Source organism: Butyrivibrio sp. AE3004 (assembly GCF_000703165.1).
In the GTDB taxonomy this organism is placed as follows: Bacteria; Bacillota; Clostridia; order Lachnospirales; family Lachnospiraceae; genus Butyrivibrio.
Genome location: NZ_JNLQ01000002.1, coordinates 1,778,272 through 1,798,025 on the forward strand (window position 1 = coordinate 1,778,272; position 19,754 = coordinate 1,798,025).

At 40.1% G+C, this 19,754-nt stretch carries 16 protein-coding genes; all 16 read right to left on the reverse strand.

Annotation, left to right across the window (positions count from 1 at the left end):
• Position 1: 1 nt before the first annotated feature.
• The 16 genes from flhA to BV60_RS24210 all read right to left on the reverse strand — a co-directional run bounded on the left by flhA (position 2) and on the right by BV60_RS24210 (position 19,685).
• Positions 2 to 2,068 (reverse strand): flagellar biosynthesis protein FlhA, encoded by a 2,067-nt coding sequence (gene flhA, locus BV60_RS0110805; RefSeq protein ID WP_029321692.1) that lies wholly within the window; start codon positions 2,066 to 2,068, stop codon positions 2 to 4.
• A 92-nt stretch (positions 2,069 to 2,160) separates the two neighbouring features.
• The gene (flhB, locus tag BV60_RS0110810) at positions 2,161 to 3,309 is read right to left on the reverse strand and encodes a flagellar biosynthesis protein FlhB (protein WP_035777237.1); all 1,149 of its coding nucleotides are present in this window, start codon (positions 3,307 to 3,309) and stop codon (positions 2,161 to 2,163) included.
• Positions 3,296 to 4,039, reverse strand: a complete 744-nt coding sequence (locus tag BV60_RS0110815) for a flagellar biosynthetic protein FliR (RefSeq protein ID WP_242841017.1) — start codon at positions 4,037 to 4,039, stop codon at positions 3,296 to 3,298. The genes flhB and BV60_RS0110815 overlap by 14 nt, the downstream gene beginning before the upstream one ends.
• Before the next feature lie 49 nt (positions 4,040 to 4,088).
• Positions 4,089 to 4,358 (reverse strand): flagellar biosynthesis protein FliQ, encoded by a 270-nt coding sequence (gene fliQ, locus BV60_RS0110820; RefSeq protein WP_029321698.1) that lies wholly within the window; start codon positions 4,356 to 4,358, stop codon positions 4,089 to 4,091.
• Between the two features lie 44 nt (positions 4,359 to 4,402).
• Positions 4,403 to 5,335, reverse strand: a complete 933-nt coding sequence (fliP, locus tag BV60_RS0110825) for a flagellar type III secretion system pore protein FliP (RefSeq protein WP_051656667.1) — start codon at positions 5,333 to 5,335, stop codon at positions 4,403 to 4,405.
• A 29-nt stretch (positions 5,336 to 5,364) separates the two neighbouring features.
• Positions 5,365 to 5,712 (reverse strand): flagellar biosynthetic protein FliO, encoded by a 348-nt coding sequence (locus tag BV60_RS0110830; RefSeq protein ID WP_029321702.1) that lies wholly within the window; start codon positions 5,710 to 5,712, stop codon positions 5,365 to 5,367.
• Positions 5,713 to 5,731: 19 nt separating this feature from the next.
• Positions 5,732 to 7,027, reverse strand: a complete 1,296-nt coding sequence (fliY, locus tag BV60_RS0110835) for a flagellar motor switch phosphatase FliY (protein WP_029321703.1) — start codon at positions 7,025 to 7,027, stop codon at positions 5,732 to 5,734.
• Positions 7,028 to 7,031: 4 nt separating this feature from the next.
• Complete coding sequence (fliM, locus tag BV60_RS0110840; RefSeq protein WP_029321705.1) at positions 7,032 to 8,015, reverse strand: flagellar motor switch protein FliM; 984 nt, start codon at positions 8,013 to 8,015, stop codon at positions 7,032 to 7,034.
• A 77-nt stretch (positions 8,016 to 8,092) separates the two neighbouring features.
• Positions 8,093 to 8,626, reverse strand: coding sequence for a flagellar basal body-associated FliL family protein (locus BV60_RS0110845; RefSeq protein WP_029321707.1), 534 nt, complete (start codon positions 8,624 to 8,626; stop codon positions 8,093 to 8,095).
• Positions 8,627 to 8,637: 11 nt separating this feature from the next.
• Positions 8,638 to 9,642, reverse strand: coding sequence for a flagellar motor protein MotB (locus BV60_RS0110850; protein ID WP_029321708.1), 1,005 nt, complete (start codon positions 9,640 to 9,642; stop codon positions 8,638 to 8,640).
• Positions 9,642 to 10,445 (reverse strand): motility protein A, encoded by an 804-nt coding sequence (locus BV60_RS0110855; RefSeq protein WP_029321710.1) that lies wholly within the window; start codon positions 10,443 to 10,445, stop codon positions 9,642 to 9,644. The genes BV60_RS0110850 and BV60_RS0110855 overlap by 1 nt, the downstream gene beginning before the upstream one ends.
• A 51-nt stretch (positions 10,446 to 10,496) precedes the next feature.
• On the reverse strand, positions 10,497 to 10,754 hold the full coding sequence (locus BV60_RS0110860; RefSeq protein ID WP_035777240.1) for a flagellar FlbD family protein: 258 nt from the start codon (positions 10,752 to 10,754) through the stop codon (positions 10,497 to 10,499).
• A 454-nt stretch (positions 10,755 to 11,208) separates the two neighbouring features.
• Complete coding sequence (locus BV60_RS0110865) at positions 11,209 to 11,484, reverse strand: hypothetical protein (RefSeq protein ID WP_029321713.1); 276 nt, start codon at positions 11,482 to 11,484, stop codon at positions 11,209 to 11,211.
• A gap of 77 nt (positions 11,485 to 11,561) precedes the next feature.
• Complete coding sequence (locus BV60_RS0110870; protein ID WP_029321715.1) at positions 11,562 to 14,243, reverse strand: hypothetical protein; 2,682 nt, start codon at positions 14,241 to 14,243, stop codon at positions 11,562 to 11,564.
• A 23-nt stretch (positions 14,244 to 14,266) separates the two neighbouring features.
• Complete coding sequence (locus BV60_RS0110875; RefSeq protein WP_029321716.1) at positions 14,267 to 16,906, reverse strand: hypothetical protein; 2,640 nt, start codon at positions 16,904 to 16,906, stop codon at positions 14,267 to 14,269.
• A 208-nt stretch (positions 16,907 to 17,114) separates the two neighbouring features.
• On the reverse strand, positions 17,115 to 19,685 hold the full coding sequence (locus tag BV60_RS24210) for a flagellar hook-basal body complex protein (protein ID WP_051656668.1): 2,571 nt from the start codon (positions 19,683 to 19,685) through the stop codon (positions 17,115 to 17,117).
• Positions 19,686 to 19,754: the final 69 nt, after the last annotated feature.

A 19,754-nucleotide genomic window follows, 5' to 3' on the forward strand; every position in this document is an offset into this window, starting at 1 on the left:
ATTATGCTGCTACCATTCCTACAGACTGCATCTCAACATTAGGTTCAACTTCATTGTAAGAAAGCACGATCAAATCCTTGTAGTAATCTTCTGTCATTTTCTTAAAATACATACGAACAATAGGAGAAGTCATTATTATCGGTATCATACCTGCATCCTCAAGCTTCTTGGCCTGCTCGCCTACCGACTTAAGAATTGCCTTGGTCCTCGTCGGATCCAAAGTCAGATATGCACCTGTTTCTGTCTGCTTAACGGATTGCATTATCTCCTGCTCAATCTTGGGATCAAGTGTTATAACACTTGTAGTCTCTCCCGGATAAAAATATTTATTTGAGATTGCACGTCTCAGACTCTGCCTGACATATTCCGTTAAAATGTCACTGTCATGAGTTGAAGGAGCATAATCTGCAAGTGTCTCAAAAATTGTTACCAGATCTCTTATGGAAATACCTTCCGAAAGAAGATTCTGCAAAACCTTTTCAATCTCACCAAGGCTCATAAGCTTAGGCGTAAGCTCTTCTACAAGCGCAGGGTTGCTCTCCTGAAGATTGTTAACAAGATTCTGAACATCCTGCCTTGTAAGAAGTTCTGCGATATGATTCCTAATAACCTCTGTAAGATGTGTTGCAATAATTGAAGGCGGATCTACAACAGTATATCCCAGAGACTCAGCACGTTCGCGCTGGCTCTCCGTAATCCAGGTAGCCGGCAGATGGAAAGAAGGCTCAAAGGTAGGAATACCTGTAATCTCCTCCTCTACATTTCCGGGATTCATTGCCATATAATGATCAAACAGAATTTCTCCATCACTTACCTGAATACCCTTTATTTTTATAATATACTGGTTAGGATTTAGCTGGATATTATCACGAAGTCGGATAATAGGAACAACCGTACCGAGTTCCAGCGCTATCTGTCTACGAATCATAACAACACGGTCAAGCAGATCTCCGCCCTGATTAACATCGGCAAGGGGAATAATTCCATAACCGAACTCAAGCTCTATGGGATCAACCTGAAGAAGACTCGTTACATTCTCAGGCTGTCTGATCTCCTCTGCCTGCTGTTCTTCTTCAGCCATAACCTCTTCTTCCGTCTGGGAAATCTTGGAACCTCTGTCCATCAAAAAGCCTAGCCCCGCAATCAGTCCGCCAAGAGGTATATAAAGAATATTCGGAAGTGGTGTAAGCAGTCCCAATGCAGCCACAACACCGCCTACCAGATACAAGGTCTTTGACATCGAGAACAGCTGCCCAATAAGAGCCGGTCCGAAATCAGCTTCTTTTCCGCCCTTAGTAACGAGAATACCTGTACTAAGTGATACCAAAAGGGAAGGGATAGAACTTACAAGTCCGTCACCCATTGTAAGAATCGCATATTTATCAAGAGCATCCGTAACGGGCATTCCCTGTCTCAATACACCCATAAGTATTCCGCCGACAATATTTACGACCGTAATAATAAGGCCTGCCACCGAATCTCCCTTTACATATTTGGTAGCACCATCCATTGCTCCGAAGAAGCTTGCTTCGTTCTGAATCTTCTCACGGCGCTCCTTAGCTTCCTGATCGGTTATCGCACCGGTATTAAGGTCTGCATCGATAGCCATCTGCTTACCGGGCATAGCATCCAATGTGAAACGTGCAGATACTTCAGCAACACGCTCGGAACCTTTGTTGATGACCATGAACTGCACGAGAATAAGCATACCATATACAATTGCACCAATAATAAGATCTCCGGCTCCAACGAAGGATCCGAACACCTCTATAACCTGACCCGCATCTCCTCCTGTCAGAATCAGACGGGTGGATGATACGTTAAGAGCAATACGGAAAATTGTGGTGAACAGCAGGATAGTCGGAAAGAATGACATATCCAGTACTTCCTTTGAAAACATGGCTGTAAAAAGTATTACAAAAGACAGCGACATGTCGAATGCCAGAAGCATATCCATAAGCCACGTAGGGATTTGGATAATGAGCATCATTACAGCTGCAACAAAATAAAGCGCCACTCCATAATCAAAAGCACGCTTTCTTATTGTCTCAAGCCAGCTAAGATTCATAGATATCCCCCTTTCCCCACTTTTCATACTTATACATTATTAGTATAGCGCATACCATATCTTGTATTCAAGAGGAAAATAAGGCACAAGGATTACACCCTGCCCTGGAGATGATATACAAAAGCAAGCACTTCGGCTACAGCCTGATAAAGTTCAGGCGGAACGAATTCGCCCACATCAACGTTTGCGTAAAGCATACGTGCCAATGGTTTATTTTCTACTATTTCTATATTATTTTCTCTTGCAACATCTTTTATTTTTTGTGCCAGATAGCCTTCACCTTTGGCAACAACCTTAGGAGCGTCATATTTTTCGGCATCATAGGAAATCGCAACAGCATAATGGGTAGGGTTCGTGATAACAACATCAGCCTGAGGAAGTTCCTGCATCATACGTCTCTGCGATGCCTGCATCATACGCCTTCTCTGCTGTCCTTTAATCTGAGGATCTCCTTCTGTATTCTTATACTCATCCTTTACTTCCTGCTTGGTCATTCTCATGTCTTTCTTGAATTTCCTTCGCTGGAAGATTACATCGGCAGCCGCAATGATAACATAAACCGCCGCAATTCTTATTCCCACATCAACGATCATCGAACCCATAAGTCCGATAGCCTGTTTAAGAGGCATATCGTAAAGCGTGAAAAGAGATGCATTTACACCTGTAAAATAATTGAAAACAATAAAGCTTATTACTGCAATTTTAGCAAGTGACTTGAACAGTTCAAAAAGCGATCTGGATGAAAAAATCTTTTTAAACCCGCTTATTGGATTGAGCTTACTAAGTTTTGGCATAAGCGGCTTTGTTGTAATCTTCCATCCGACCTGCGCAATATTTGAAACGAGGCCTATAAGTAAAGCAGCCGCCATAAAAGGAAGTGCCGTTAAAAACATCACAAGTATCGCATGAGACATAACCGATTCTATATTACGAAAAGGCATGTTACCTTCGTGAAGGATGATGAGCGTAGGAATCTCTCCATACACAAATCTGAACATATGAGAAAAATTGTCCCCCATATATCCGTATAAAAATCTTATAAGCAAAAAAAGCGCAAGGAGTCCCGCAGCATTACCAACCTCACGGCTATTGGCAACCTGTCCTTCTTCTCTCGCATCCTGCAGCTTTTTGGCTGTGGGTTCCTCGGTTTTTTCTCCACCAGGACCATCCGCAAAAAACTGCAGATCGTATGCAATCAGAAATGTACTATTAAATTTTTCCTGATTTTCACATAAGGTCATTAATAAACTCCGTCATGAGCTGTCTCATGTTTGAAAAAATGAAATCCGACGCACTATATAAAAGAGTGCAGGTAATATACATAATTGAAAGTCCGACAATAAGCTTAAGCTGCATACCTACAGCAAACATGTTCATTTGGGGTGCAACTCTTGCAAGAACGCCAAGTATAACATTCAGCATAAAAGTAACTATAAATATCGGGAGACAAATTCTGAATCCGATTATCATATAAACACTAAAAAATTTGACCATTGATTCCAAGAGTTTCTCCGAATTGAAAATGGCACCATTAACAGGAATAAGGCTGAAAGAATCAACAAGTGCTGAAATAAAGTATCTGTAAAGTCCGCTTACCAGCATCATTCCGATAAATGCATACTGATAAATCGCAGCAGAAACAGGTACCATTTCTCTTGATCCGGGGCTCATAACCTGAACCATTGAAAGTCCTACCTGCATATCAGCTATCTGACCTGCAAGTGTAGATATCGTGGTGCAGATCTGTGCCGCATATCCAATAAGCAGACCTGTAAAAAACTCCTTAATAACAATTATGGTAAATCCAAGGATTGTATCATACTCAAGCGTTTTCACGGGCACAAGTCCATATAACAAAACAGATAATAAAAATGAAAATCCTATTCTGACCATGTGCGGCGTATTACTCATACTAAAAAAGGGCGCAATATATACAAACATTGTCACCCTTACAAGTATCAGCAGAAACACCTCCAGGTCACCGTAGGTGAAGGTATAATCAATCAATCTTCATCCCTCGCTAATGAATATATAATGAAAAATCCGACCACATACCAATAACGTAATTTGATAATTCCGTAAGCATCCAGTTTCCAAGCAGCATCAATGCCAAAAACGTAATAATAATTTTGGGCACAAAGGTCAGCGTCTGATCCTGAATAGAAGTTACTGTCTGGAAAATAGAAACTGAAAGTCCAACTATAAGTGATACCAAAAGTACAGGTACCGCAATTTTTATAACCATATACAATCCATTACTCATAATAGCGGTTACGTCATCGACTGTCATACTCCAAACCTCCCATCTGCAAAAAATCCAAATTAAATCTTCGACTAATAAAACGTTTTAACAAGACTACCGATTACCAGATTCCATCCATCCGCAAGTACAAACAAAAGTATCTTAAACGGCATGGAAATTGTCGTCGGCGGAAGCATCATCATACCCATACTCATAAGTACCGAAGAAACAACCATGTCTATAACAATAAATGGAATATATATCAAAAATCCGATTATAAACGCAGTTCGAAGTTCGCTTATAAGAAAGCTCGGAACGAGTACCGCATTGGGAATACTGTCAAGTTCCCCATCCCACTCAATATCATCAATCTCCATGAACAGCCTTACGTCTTTAGTTTGTGTCTGGCCGTACATAAAGTTTCTTATTGGTATCATTGCTTTATCAAAAAATTCCTGCTGTTCTATCTCACCCTTATCAAAAGGAACCACAGCAGTATCATAGACTTCCTGAAGTGTGGGCTGCATTATAAAAAATGTAAGAAACAATGCCAATCCCATAAGCACCTGATTCGGAGGTGCCGTCTGAGTTGCTATTGCCTGTCTTGTAAAATGCAGTACTATGATGATTCTGGTAAAGCAGGTCATCATAATAAGAAGAAGCGGTGCCAGAGAGATCAAAGTCAGAGTGATCAGAATTCTCAGCGCTCCGTTTATCGTTCCATTGCCGTTATCATAGGTAACCGTTACCGTATTGGCAATATTAAGCTCTTTTAGATCATCCGCATCCTTTGCCGAACCTGGTTCATTAATATTGGTTCTGTCCCCATCCGTTCCGGTAAGATGTGTATCTCTGTCAACCGTAGGATCTGTGGGATGTGTGTCATCAATATAAGATGTCGATGCATATACATTCACGGAACCACTGTAAAAAATGCAAAAAGCCATAACAAAAGAAAGGCATAACAAAGAAATGCCTTTCTTTAACAGTAGCTTTGTATCAATTAGTCCCCTTAATTTTTTCATACCTGAATCTTTTACCTAAAACTTTATACCTAATTTTTCTTTTTGAACCTCTCCAGAACCTTCTCAAATTCTTTACTGAATTCTACAGGGCCGGAGTTATTCAGAACCGGAGGTTCATATTCATCCTCTGACAGTTCGGTAAGAACAGTCACTGTATCCTTGCAAACAGCGATCACCAGATACTTATTAACAACTCTTACTATCTGCATATATTTATTGGTAGATAACCTGCAGGTCTCCATAATTTCCATATTTGCAGTAAACGCAGATTGTTTTTGATATCTGGCAATCCACTTTGTCACATAATAGGTCGCAGCCAAAACCAGGAAGAATAAGATCAGAACAGTAAACAGCTGCGCAACCGATGAAACATTCATTATTATGTCCTTCCAACCATTACTGAACTATTTCCGTAACACGTACACCGAAGCTTTCCTCAATAACTACAACTTCGCCCTTAGCCACAAATTTTCCGTTAACAAGTACGTCAACCGGTTCACCTGCAACCTTCTCAAGTTCTATGATAGTACCCGGTGCAAAGTCAAGAATATCGGAAATAGCTTTTGCTGTCCTTCCAAGCTCAACAGTAACCTCAAGCGGAACGTCCTTGATAAGTCCGATGTTCTCTCCGGCAGCCATCATCGGATTGCCGGTAGAAAAACTCTGGAACTGAGCGGGTTGAACGTTAGCTCCCATCATCTGAGGCTGCATCATAGGCATACCCATGCCCATCATAGGCATACCCATACCCATCTGCGGCATCCCCATACCCATTCCCATCTGAGGTTGCATACCCTGCATCATGGAAGGATCCATAGCAGGCATTCCCTGCTGAGCACCTGATGCATCCGGCATCGGCATTCCCATCTCAGAAGCTGCAGCGGCCGGTGCCGGTGCAGGAGCGGGAGTTGAAGCCGCATCTTCTGCAGCTTCGGTACTGATAGTATCCTTAAGACTCTTAGCGAAGTCTATCGGATACAGCTGCATAAGCGTAGAATCGACCAGTTCGCCGATCTGCAATTTAAATGTTACACGGCAGAAGGTTCCCGTAAGAAACTCTGAAATCTCACTCGGGTCATCATCTATCATATCGAGAAGCGTTGCTTCCGGCGGGCTGATATCTACCTTCTGGCCAATCATGGTTGACAGCGATGTTGCAGCTGCACCCATCATCTGGTTCATTGCTTCTGAAATAGCTGAGAGCTGCAGTTCACCAACTTCACCATCCGTATTAGTACCATCACCACCCATCATAAGGTCAGTGATAACCATAACGTCACGTTCCTTAAGGATAAGGATATTTGTACCTTCAAGACCTACCGTATATTTAATCTGAATAAATACACATGGCTTTTCGTAATTATTTAGAACCGTATTCCAGTTTGCAAGCTCAACCTGAGGCGTAGTAATATTAACCTTCTGGTTAACGAGCGAATAAAGGGTTGTAGCAGAGGAACCCATACTGATATTGGCAACCTCTCCAATTGCATCCTTTTCCGTATCATTCAGAAGACTCTCATCAATCTCACCTGCGACAAAGCCGCCACCGCCACCTGAAGGAGCATCCCCGGCGGGCGCATCTGCCGGCGCATCTGCAGCCGGAGCATCTGAGCCACCGGCATCGCCACCTCCTGACGTATCCATACCGGCGAGCAGTGCATTTATTTCTTCCTGTGAAAGCATTCCATCCATGCTGCTACTCTTCCTCCTCTCTTACAACCGACGTAATTCTGACGGCATATTTATCTTTTGTAGTACCAGGTAATGCCGTAAATTTGTAAATATCACCGACATAAACCTGTAACTCACTGTTTACCTGATTATCAAGTCTGATAATGTCCCCTCTTTGCAATTGAACAAAATCGCTTACCGAAACATTACATCTTCCAAGTATTGCCTTAACAGGCACATCAACATGTCTGACAAGAGACTCAAGATGATCTCCATAGGTATCATCATCGTGTTTCTGCATGGTTGAAAACCAGAACTTGGTATTCAACTTATCCATGACACTCTCCAACGTAAAGTAGGGAAGACATATATTCATCAAGCCTTCAACCTCACCGATCTTAATGTTAAGTGTAACAATCGCTATCATGTCAGTAGGCGAAATGACCTGTGCGAACTGTGGGTTAGTCTCTATTCGCTCCATGATCGGGTTGATTGCAAGTACGTTTTCCCAAGGCTCTACCATAAGCTGCATGCAGATCGTTATGAGCTTCTCGATAAGAGGTATCTCAATATCGGTAAAGGGTCTGGTCTTATCAAGTCCCACGCCCTCTCCTCCAAGCATTCTGTCTATGAAGGCAAATCCGATATTGGCCTGAAGCTCAAGTATAATGGTTCCCTGCAAGGGAAGAAAGTTTATAATCCCCAAAATTACAGGGTTACTTAGCGCATTACTGAACTCCGAATATGTAACCGTTTCAGAGTTGGCAACAGAAACCTGTACGTTTTTTCTTAGATACAACGGAAGTGTTGTTGAAAGCAGTCTTCCGTAATGTTCATAGATCATCTCCAGGGTTCTTAAATGTTCCTTAGAAAACTTTGCAGGTCGTTTGAAGTCATAATCTTTGACTTTTTTCTCGTCCGCAGCGGACATCTGATCCACATCGAGTTCACCGGTATTCAGAGCGGCAAGTAGATTATCTATCTCATTCTGTGATAATACTTCACTCAAACGTAGATCACCTCACTTTTAAAACATAAAACAAACATAATAAACTCTTTTCATAATCCCCAAAATATATATCATTTTTACTGGTAAACATTACCGGAGAAGTTAACTTCATAAATAAAGTTTGATCCGAACAACTCCTGAATCTGCTCAAGGATAGTTGCTTTCGCATCTTCCTCATGCTGTCTGATCTCATCAAGTGTATATGAACCTATTACGGAAGTAATCTTTGATTTGATCATATCCTGATAGGTAACAATTGATTCGGCGGTACCATATGTCTCATAATCCGGATTTGATTTATCCATTGAAAGAACAACTGTGCACAGCATGTAATGTGATTTTCCGTCACCACTGTCCTTTAGGGTAATTGTCATATCCGGAATTGAATAAGAATCAACATTCGCTATGTCTACATTACCTGATGCAGAACCGGAAAAGCCCTGGCCGTTTTCGCCACCGTTTGCCTCAATCTGAAGTGCTGCGGCTATATCACCGATGAGCGCAACAGCCTGATTGTTCGTAGACATCACCGTGAACATCATAAAGCCTGTCATACCGGTGTTGATCAAAAGTATAGCCAGAATAATAATTGCAAGCAGATTTTTTTTCATTTTATTCTCCCTCAATACATCGGACTGAGCGGATTATAAATTCTAATCTCAACCCGTCTGTTTCTAGCACGTCCTTCAGGTGTGGAGTTATCAGCTACCGGCTCATATTCTCCTCTTCCGGAGTGTTTAAGTTTCGATGGTTCAAGGTCGGTATTTTCCAGAAGATAATAAAATACCGAAAGAGCTCTTCCATCACTAAGTTCATCATTATTTGAGTATTTTCCGTAGGATCTGTGCATCGGAACATTATCCGTATGTCCCTCAATCTCTATTGTTCCTCCGGCATATCTCTCAAGAATCGAGCCAACCTTATCAAGAATAACATTCGCGCCTTCCTTAAGTGTGGCATCACCTGTATCAAAAAGGATTGCTCCCTGTAATGTTAACTGTACAAACTGACTAGTAAAGTTCACATCCACCTGTTTTGTTATATCCATCGCATCAAGTGATTCGCTTATCTCTGCAGCCAGTGCTTCGGAAGCCTTAAGCTGTTCAGCTTCAGCTGCCTCCTGAGTATCCTCCGCATTTGCACCGGTTTTCTCGGATTCACTTTCTGTGCCGGCATTCTCAAGCTCGCCTTCGGAACCGGTTCCTTCACCTTGTCCCTCAGCTCCCTGGCCTATTCCACCTTCACCCTGCATGATTCCGGCGCTGTCGCCTTCATCATTTATACCGGCACCACCATTTTCACTGGCATTCTCACCCTCAGTATCGGTAACCTCCTCATTCTGAGAACCTGACTGTGAAATACCCATTGAAATAATGTAATTGGATAATTGATTAAGCTGTGAAATACCGTCACCTACAAGTGCCCCCTGCCCCAACGCAGCTTCACCACCACTGAAAATGCCAAAAGCGGAACTGAACGAGGAAGCAACTTCTTCAAACTTTTGAGCATCCATGGTAGCCATAGAGAAAAGCAAAACGAAGAAGCATAGAAGCAGGTTCATAAGATCACCGAATGTACCCTGCCACGCAGGCAAACCCGGTTTTATTTCTTCTGGTTTCTTAGCCATTATTCTCCTCCGCCATCACTGGAGCCGTTCTCGGCTTCGTATGCTGCTCTGTTAGCAGGTGACAGGAATGATTTAAGCTTCTCTTCAGTAACTCTGGGGTTCTCACCTGCCTGAATGGAAAGCAGTCCTTCAATAACAATACTCTTCATAGTGTACTCTGCATTAGATCTGGCCTTAAGCTTATTCTCAGCAGGATAGCAAATCCAGTTTGCAAGCGCTGAACCGTAGAACGTAGTAATCAATGCAACGGCCATGGACGGTCCGATTGATGAGGGATCTGACATGTTCTGCAGCATAAGAACCAGTCCAAGAAGTGTTCCGATCATTCCCCAGGAAGGTCCCATTCCGGCTATATCAGCCCATATATTGTAGTTTTCCTTATGTCTCTCAGACATAGCGTCTATCTCTGCCTCAAGTATTGCCTTAACAAGTTCAGGCTCAGTACCATCGACAATAAGTCCTACACCTTTCTTCATAAAGGGGTCTTCAATATTGCTGGCAGCTTCTTCAAGTGCAAGAAGTCCCTCTTTACGGGCAGTATTAGACAGATCAATGATCTGCTTAATTACTGTTTTGGTATCATCAGTCGTCCCTTTAAAAATCATTGGGTAAGTCTTGAGTCCGTTTATAAAGCTAGGCATGGTTCTCGAACCCAAAACAGCCATGAGCGCACCACCGAATGTAATCATCGCTGACGGTGCATCCACAAAGTACTTAACGCCACCAATTCCGGCACCCAGCACGATACTCAGAATCATGAAAACAAGGCAAAGACCTACACCTAGTATTGACGCAATATCCACTTAGTTTTCCCCCTTCATTTTAATAAGTCAAAAGACATATAGACTCAAACATCACTTAATTCCCATGTTATGAACAGTTTCACGAACTCTGCACTTCTGTACGTCTTCGCCGGCAGACACCAAAGGGCCACCTGTCTGTATAGTCCCTCTCTCATTACATCTGTTCATAACTTCCGTAAGTGATTCCCTTACTATAATCTTACGTCCATTCGCCAAAATTATGACCGTATCGGGAGTTGCTTCAACTGTTTCTATCAGATTTTCATTGACAAGCATACTCCGTCCATCCAGTCTGGTAATCTCAATCAAAATATCATCCTCTTATAATTATTTTTGTAAAAAGCTTTCAGAAAAACGGCCTTAAGCAAAGCAAAAAAATTTCATAAATTAATTGAATTAAGTTAATTTTATCATGTTTTTTGATGAAAAGGTAATCGAAAAGCCGCAAACAAACGCTGTTTGATTTTTTATTTCACAAAATCAAATATATTTTGAATTTTTATTTCACGCTATATCTTGTGCATACATCAGAATCTATTATACAATATCTCGTGCTTTATTTAAACAAATTTATTCCTCGTTTAATTGGATTTTGGTCAATTTTTGATTTTTATATTCTTTTATTAGTTTGTTAATTCGATTTTTATATTATAAATTCCAACAATCCGGTGTGCTTGAAATTAAATTACATAAGTTGCCAGAATTCATGTAATTTAATTTCAAAAAATATGCCATCCCCTATCTGTTCGAGGATGGCGTATTTTTATTTCACCTTTGCATTTGTCTGTTTCTTTATTGCTTTTACAATAACCTTTTTTCTTTTTCCTTTAATACCTTTTATTTTACCTGATACCGTAAGCTCACCGTCGCTCGTAAGTGTCCAGGTTATTTTTCCCTCTTTTTTCTGTTCTATTATGCCGGCTGTTCCTGCCGCTTTCGCGTCATATTTATAAGCAAAAATAAGACACATCAAAACCATTAGTCCTGCAAAAGCTCTGATAAAGCTTGCTTCTAAAACTCTCCCCAACGAATTCTTCATTTTCTTCAATTCCCTTTTAAAAAATCTATATTTCAGACAAAAGCCATCCCGTATTAAGCGGAATGGCTTTCGTCATTTTACTTAACCACAATTTTTATTATTACAGTGGTTTTCTTGTACTTGCCCTTTGCACCGACAGTAACCTTGAGCTTATAAGTGCCTTTCTTTGCGCCTTTCTTTACCGTAACGATTACCTTATCTTTCTTAACTTTATAGTCGATGTACTTACCAAGCTTCCCGGATGAGGCATTACTAACTTTGATCTTGCCCTTTGATTTCTCGATTCCGATTGTAACTTTCTGATTTTTCTTCTTTAGCTTTGATGCGCTTAGATTATCTTTATCGATAGTGATCCAAGCATGATTCTTTTTCTTTGTCAGATACTTTACATTCTTACTGTCTGCCTTTCCGCTCTTAATGTTCAAAGCATCCGACTGCTTCTCTCCCGCACCGGCATTATTTCCGGAAGAGCTGCCTGCATTCGCGTTTTCTCCGTTTTTACCTGTTTCCGAGGTGCCACCCGGATTATTACCTATTCCCGGTGCTGATGGATCTTGCTTTTTGTCACCCGCCTGAAATCTCAGGACAATCTTTTCGTAATAATAATTTCCTTCATTATTAAAACCGGTACTTGATGTTTCAAAATAGCTCATGGATTGTCCTGTCAGATAAATAGTGACTGTCTTACCTGAGAGATAATCCGGCTTTAGCATTTTAAAGGTTACCTCGTCCCCTGAATTAGTGAAGTTTACAGATAGATCGTTATCTCCGTTCTTTTGAAAATCATATAGATTCTCATAGTGGTTGTAATCTGTCTTCAGATCATATCTTTCATCAATAATTCCGGATCCTATGGTTTTCTTAATGTACTTAACTTCATTTCCGGAGAGAGTTATTACCCCCTCTTTAGGTATATCTATTACTTTGGTACCCTTGCTGTGCTGTCTGAATGGTTCCTGCCCGTTTTTCTTAAGGTTCTTAAAATAATTCTCTCCATTTTCTCCTGTCTCATCATAGAAGAAAAGGCTGTTAAAAGTATAGGAACTGCCTCCTGTCAGATACACATGGAAAGTGAGTTTGATAGCAAAAAGATACTGCTTATCTTTATCAAGGCCATAGATCAGTTTCTTCATTCTGCTCTGCTCTACAGGGATTTTTTTTGCACCGGTGCCATACATATTGCTTCTGTTAAAAGCCATATAAATCTCATTTTTCTGGCTTCTTGTCATATTCGGGTCCATTTCCCTGTAATAGATATAATTTACTTCACTTGTGTCCATTTCCCCGATATATTTTCCAAGTTCCTTCTGCGTAGCATAGCTCTTAGACGCATCAGACCAGTCAATCACAGCTGCCGTCCCATCGTCTACTTTTTTAACCTTTAAATCAAACATATATGGAGGCTGAAAATTTATGGAATTCCACTCAGTTTCAGCAGTAGAGTTAACCTTCGGCTGTGGATTAATCCCGCTCATAACTGTATAGGTAACATCTTTCGAATACTTCTGTGATTTCAAACCATGCCTAATTACTATGGCATATGTCTTATCAGGGTTAAGATTCTTGATTGTATAGCTATTATCATTTCCATGCACTATATGCTGCTTGGTCCTCGCCATATTGTAAGCATCTCTTACATTCTTACCGAAATTATTATAATAGCCGTATTTTTCCTTATCTCCCCTTACATTAAAAACAGTTTCCTCAACATATCCTATACTAATGGTATTATCATTTGCCTTTGATATGGTTGTATCCTTAGACCAGTCTATTGTAATAGAATTGGTATTTCTCGTGATCTCAAAATCACAATAGTAATTATTCCCATTAATATCCTCATGGATATCTTCGTAATAGGACTTATATTCCCAATCAGGATCTCTTACTACACATGGTCCTTCCAGTTCTTCAAGGTCATCATCCTTCTTTGTCTTAAATGTACCTTTAGCATAATAAATACCGTAAGTATATGTGTTGTCCTTGTATTCATCAGAATAGATATCCATTTTGATAAGAACACAAACAACATATTTAGTATTTGGTTCAAGACCTGTCAGAGTATATCTTCCTCCAAGCTTAGAAGATGCTATTACCCTGCTCTCAAAGGCCATAGTCTTTGCTTTCTTATAAGCTGCTGTTGTATCGTCACCTGTATACTTGCAAAAACCTATGGAATAATCATCGCTTGAATATCTCATATTCGGATGCTTTTCCATGATTGTGTCAATGGCCTTGCTAAAATTTAAAGAAGCCGTAGTATCTGTAACTCCCTCAACAATATCGCCCTTTAAATTTACTTCTTTTAGCTTGGCAGATAATGTAGATGTTCTTTTGAAATATCCAAGTTTATATTCCTTGTTATCACTTGATAACCTTACATTTATCTTTACAAATATCAGATAATCGGTATCAGCCTTCAGTCCGTTAATAGTAAATTTTCTGGCATTTCCCGATACATTTTTGTAATCAAGATTATCATAGTCATATCTCTCTGCCTTATTCGTACAAGCATAGCTCACACTAAGAAGTGTACATTTACCCTGCCTATCATGCTCCAGTGCCTTAACATCTCTGTTGTAATACTTCGTCACATCAACAGTAAATGATTTCTCTGTAACATCCGAAAGAATATAATCCGATCTGAGCTTTTTATAATAGTCTGTATCAGCCTTTGCAGTCATTTTGCCAAAACAGAGAACTGTAACTGCAGCTATGGCAGCCAATAATATTCCCTTCGAATTAAACATTACTTTTTTCATACCTGCAATTTTCCCCTAATCGCTTATTTAACCTTAATTCTTACGGTTTCCGTGGTTTTATTGACATTACCGTTTGCGCCTACAGTAACCTTCAGCTTATATGTGCCCTTCTTTGCCCCCTTCTTAAGAGTTACCGTAACTTTCCCCTTCTTCACTTTAAAATCAATGTATTTACGAAGTTTCTTGGGTGACAGGTTTTTAACCTTTATCTTGCCCTTTGAATTTTCAATTCCGATAACAAATTTCTGCGCCTTCTTTTTAACCTTGGAAGCCTTTACGGAATCCCTGTCTATAGTGATATAAGCATGGTTCTCCTTCATGGATACATATTTCTTATCAGAAGCTGAAACCTGTCCTGAAATACTTCCTTCAGACTTACCATTTCCGGAATTTGCAGATTCATTTCCGGAATTTCCCGATGGTCCGTTACCCGCGCCGGGAACATTATCGTCTTTATCCTGCTTCGGAGGCAAATTATTTTCAGGAAACTTAACCGTAAGCTTGGAATAAAAATACTCATAATCATCACTGACATAATCGCTTTTGCTTTCAAAATCCGCAATTTCCTTATCAGTCATGCGCAGGTATATTGTTTTGCCCTTAAAAGAAGTATCATCAACAATATTTATCAGTATTTTATTATCCGATGTTTCACTAAACTTAAGCTCATTCTTACCATCGCTGTTAAAATCTACGTAATAGCATTTCTCATCTCTGTCGTAATAGGCATAGGTCTTGGAACCGGCATGCGAATCGTCTTCATAAATAGCATTCAGCATTGCATATCCATCACGCCTATCGCACTTAACCCCCTCTTTCTTCAGATACAGGGTTTTGTCTCCTAAATTGTGGAATCCCAAAGGATCCTTACCACCTGTCTTCATAGCCCTAAAGTAATTCTCACCGCCATCTTCGCAGAAAAATACCGTACTGATTTTTCTATAGCATCCTCCATAGGAATAGCAGACAAAATCCAACTTAAGTGCATATATATTTTGGTCACTGTTCAGATTGTAAGATCTGGTCTTTTTTCTTCTCTGGTCGAATTTCATACTATAATACTGAGTCGTATCATCGGCTCTTCTTATATTATTGTATATTCGTTTATACGTATAAAATTTATCGTCATCAGTTCCATTACCAAGCACACTTTTATTCGTTACATAAAGCGCTGCAGAGCCCATCTCATCATATTTAATCAGATAATGATCAAGACCCTTTTGTGATATGAATGCACTTACTGCTCCAGACCAGTCTATGATTGCATCTTTCCCATCCTTTTTCACCTGAAAATCATACATATAGCCCTGTTGGATATTATTAAGATCATCCCATATGTTCTCTTCGTTTTTATCTTCTGCCGGACACACATGCTGACTTACCGCATAGTAAGTTTTCACAGAACCGTAATAATCCGGGGTTCCGATTTTTAACACTATAGTGTAATATGCGTTCGGATCAAGACCTTGCAAAGTATATTCTGTAGTTTTTCCATTTATCTTAATCTTCCCGGACTTAGCCATGGAATATGCCTGTTTTAAGTCGTCGCCCATAGGGTCCTTGTTTTTACTTACTATATCAAGCGGATCATAGACTGTCTCTTTTGCATATCCCACGCTGAATGTATTATCTGAAGGTACTATTGTGTTATTATGATCCTTCCAGCTAAGTGTGACGGATTTTCCATTTTTCTTTATATCATAGAAATAATTTGAATAATTAGATGCAAAATCGTTATACTTATAAGCTGCATCTGTATAAAGCGGAGCGTTGATGTCCCGCTTTCTGCAAGAATCTTCACTTTGCTTACCTATACCACTCTTCTTTGTGGTTTTTATCTCTCTTGTAATCGCATATGAAATGCAGCTTATGCGCTTTTTGTCTAAAACTACCGAAGCTTTAAACAAAAGACATGCTACATAGGTTGAATCAGGCTCAAGATCAGTAATGGCAAACATTCTGCTTTTATCAGGTGTCGTAATCTCATGTCTCCATGCCATCTCTTTGGCAGCCTTTACTGCCTTATTCTCTGCTGCAGTCTTCTCTTTATTATTTTTCCATGAGCCCACCTTTGCATATCCTATGGAAAAAGAACCAAATTCTCCATTATCAGACTCATTCTTAACACTCTTTAGAGTTCTTCTCCAATCAAGCGTAGCTGTAGTATCTGTTACGCCCTTTGTGTAAAGACTCAGTTCATCGAATCCATCCGTAGACATGTTAGTATAATCATAAAAAGATTTGCTTATTCTCTTTCCATCCAGCTTATAGGTATAATCATATTTAATATAAACTCTGTAACCCGTTTTTGATTTCAGTTTACTGAAAGTATGCTTAGTCTTATTCTTCATATCAACATAACTGAGATTCTTGCCGTTATAGTCATTGCTTGAAATCTCTTCAATGGCTACAGAAACGTTAAGTGAATCAAAGTTACCACCATAAGTATACTTAAGCTCGGTTAAAGTCTTAGTCTTAAGCTTTGAAACATCAACACTTACAGAATTCTCCGTAACCCCTGTAACAAGCCAGTCTATAGGAGCCATCTCATCATCTTCTATGTAGTACATTTCGGATGCACTTACATCAAAAGTATGAAAATTAAACGTGAAAAATAAAGCAACGAACGCTGCTAAGAATAAATATAATTTCACTTTCCTCATAACACATTCCCTCCAAATTAATCCCCGTCGTAAATTTTACTATAATTTGAAGGAAAATTCCAAAAAAATATGGTTTCCCGATGATTATTTTCAAGAAAGCCCAATCCGTTAGAACACACAGGTGGCGCGCAAACCGCAAAAAAGACACTCGTTTGAGTGCCTTTTTTGCATTATCACTTATCTCCCCCTCGTTAAGTGAATAAATTATTTATCGTTTCAGGTTCGTAAGTTCTTCAAGGAGTGTATCGGAAACTGTGATTATTCGGCTGTTAGCCTGGAAACCACGCTGCGTTGTTATCATGCTTGTGAACTCACTTGAAAGATCTACGTTGGACATTTCCAAAACGCCGGTTGTGATGTAGCCACCATCTGTTGTTACGTCCTGAATCGTTGCTTCGCCGGAGTTAAGTGTCTGTGTATAAAGGTTGTCACCGTTTTTCTCAAGACCTGATGCATTGGCAAATTCTGCTGTTGCAATCTGTCCAAGGAGCTTTGTCTGTCCGTTTGAATATGTTGCGTATATTGTTCCGTCCTTACTTACTGTGACACCATTCATCTCGCCTACCGCACGTCCGGTCTTAAGACTTTCCTTATCACCCTTAACTGCACCAACTGTTGAAGTTGCCATGGTGTTGTAATTTGTTGTAGTCGAGAAGTCAAGGTTTACATCTGTGAAGCCTGCCATCTTGGGCTGTCCGTCTATAAGTGCGAGCTGATCAAAATCGAGCTTTAATTTCTCTGTAGGAGAAGTAATCTTACCTGTATTTGCATCATAAGTAAGTATTGCTGAGTTATTAACTACCTGAAGGTTTCCGTTATCCAAAATTCTGTAGGTCAGCTTCTCATAGTTATCAGCACCTTTATCTACTGTATAGTTATATACATCAGAGAAGAAGTCCTTGGTTAAGGTCGCATCTGCTATCTCGGATACATAACCGGTTCTTGGAATGCTGTCATATAAAACGTCTCCGCCTGCAGCTGCATTTAATATCGTAACTGTGGTTGCTCCCATAGGATCCTGTATCTCAGGAGTTATATCTGTCTCTACATAGTTTGTACCAATATTTACTGATACGGGTGACTGAGGATCATCTTGAACTTCCATGGATTTGATTCTCAGATTTGTATCACCATTGTCATCAAGATAAATTTCATACGCTACTCCTGTTCCGCCAAGAACAGCACCCTGATAAATGTTCTGCAAAAGATTTTTCTGGGACTGTGTAAGGTTTGAAATAAGGCCTGAACGAGGTACTGACATCGGGCTTCCCTTAATAGCATTGTATGTAATCTTATCAGGATCTGATAAATCTAATGAATAATCGTACTTAGCCTTGCATGAAATAACCTTTTTCTTGTTGTTATCATTAACATCAATATAATCAATTTTCAGTGTTGAACCATCTGCTGAGAGAGTTACTGTTGTATCATCATAGCCAAGAATAGTTTCTATATTCTCCTTTTCATCAATGTTGTAATATCCTTTTTCTCCTTTTAAAAGTGCTTTTGCTTCATCTGAAAGTGCAGACCACTTAGTTCCGGAATTGCTGATTGCTATTGCAGGAGAAAGATTAACATTAGTATCACTTGCAAGTGTAAGAACCGTAGTTGTTCCGGTATCTGTGCAGGAGCTGATATGAGTATCGCCAATCACATTATTTATGTCTCCGTAAGTCGGTGCGTCTGCATCAGGTGTTAATGCTGACATTGTAATACTTCCATCTTCTCCGAAAACATAATACCAGTCAGGGTCATATGTGATACCTGAAATATCAGTGATATTATCCGGTATTACTCCCGAATTGGAGTAAACTTCATCAAGGAGAGTTGAGTAATTAGGATTGTTCTGAAGGTCACTTATAAAGCCTTTAACAGGAACACCGGAATAAGCTGTTGTTCCGGTTGCAGTCTTAAAGCTTGCCTTTGATGCTCCGACTGTTGCTGTGTACTTTGGATTCTGAGTATTCTTTGTAAATGAATCTCTCATGGGATTTACAGTTTCTTCATTGTCGAGATCTGTAAAAGTAACATACTGAAGTTTTTCAGCACCAATTGTATTGCCTGTGGAATCCAGAATATCCTCAAGAGTAATTGAATAAGTATGCTCAACATCATCAACATCGCGAATTGCGAATTTAGCTGTATAGAGATAACCGAGGTTATCATAGAATTCAAGAGAAACTGTTTTACCATTGTCGCTGGTTATATTTGTATCATGTGCATCTATGTTGCCGCTTACTACTGCTTCTGTTGTTCCTTCCGGAGGATATGTCATGTTATCGGGAGACATGATCTGAAGCTTTCCGATACCACCGTTAGTATTAACTGTAATCGCTCCTGTTTCCGGATCTTCAATTGCTGTCCATCCGTATACGAAGTAACCGGTTGACTGCATTGCCAGGTTTCCTGCACCGTCAACGTAGAAGGAACCGTCACGTGTGAACATTGTCTGGTTTCCGTTGTTTACTACGTAGAAGGCATCACCTGTAATACGCATATCGAAAGGATTGTTTGTTGTTTCCGTCGCACCCTGTTGTGTAATTGCTGTAGCAATCGCGCCTGACTTAGCACCAAGACCTATCTGACGGGCATTTACACCACCGGTTCTCTCAGTGGCTCTGGACGCGCGCTGTGTGGTCTGATACATCAAATCACTGAAGGTGATGGACTGTGATTTGAAGGATGTGGTGTTAACGTTGGCGATGTTGTTACCAATAACATCCATCTTGACCTGGTGGGTCTTAAGTCCTGCTACACCAGAAAAAAGTGATCTCATCATAAGGCAAGTCCTCCTGAAAAACGAGCGCATTTATCGCACTCTTCCGGGGACGGCACACACATTCTATTT

What these genes read in the sequence shown, in the direction of transcription:
- flhA (WP_029321692.1), bottom strand. Translation starts at nt 2,068, where the DNA reads ATGAATCTTAGCTGGCTTGAGACAATAAGAAAGCGTGCTTTTGATTAT.
- BV60_RS0110865 (WP_029321713.1), bottom strand. Translation starts at nt 11,484, where the DNA reads ATGAAGAATTCGTTGGGGAGAGTTTTAGAAGCAAGCTTTATCAGAGCT.
- BV60_RS0110850 (WP_029321708.1), bottom strand. Translation starts at nt 9,642, where the DNA reads ATGGCTAAGAAACCAGAAGAAATAAAACCGGGTTTGCCTGCGTGGCAG.
- fliQ (WP_029321698.1), bottom strand. Translation starts at nt 4,358, where the DNA reads ATGACAGTCGATGACGTAACCGCTATTATGAGTAATGGATTGTATATG.
- BV60_RS0110870 (WP_029321715.1), bottom strand. Translation starts at nt 14,243, where the DNA reads ATGAAAAAAGTAATGTTTAATTCGAAGGGAATATTATTGGCTGCCATA.
- fliY (WP_029321703.1), bottom strand. Translation starts at nt 7,027, where the DNA reads ATGGATGGAATGCTTTCACAGGAAGAAATAAATGCACTGCTCGCCGGT.
- BV60_RS24210 (WP_051656668.1), bottom strand. Translation starts at nt 19,685, where the DNA reads ATGATGAGATCACTTTTTTCTGGTGTAGCAGGACTTAAGACCCACCAG.
- BV60_RS0110875 (WP_029321716.1), bottom strand. Translation starts at nt 16,906, where the DNA reads ATGAGGAAAGTGAAATTATATTTATTCTTAGCAGCGTTCGTTGCTTTA.
- BV60_RS0110830 (WP_029321702.1), bottom strand. Translation starts at nt 5,712, where the DNA reads ATGAATGTTTCATCGGTTGCGCAGCTGTTTACTGTTCTGATCTTATTC.
- fliP (WP_051656667.1), bottom strand. Translation starts at nt 5,335, where the DNA reads ATGAAAAAATTAAGGGGACTAATTGATACAAAGCTACTGTTAAAGAAA.
- BV60_RS0110845 (WP_029321707.1), bottom strand. Translation starts at nt 8,626, where the DNA reads ATGAAAAAAAATCTGCTTGCAATTATTATTCTGGCTATACTTTTGATC.
- flhB (WP_035777237.1), bottom strand. Translation starts at nt 3,309, where the DNA reads ATGACCTTATGTGAAAATCAGGAAAAATTTAATAGTACATTTCTGATT.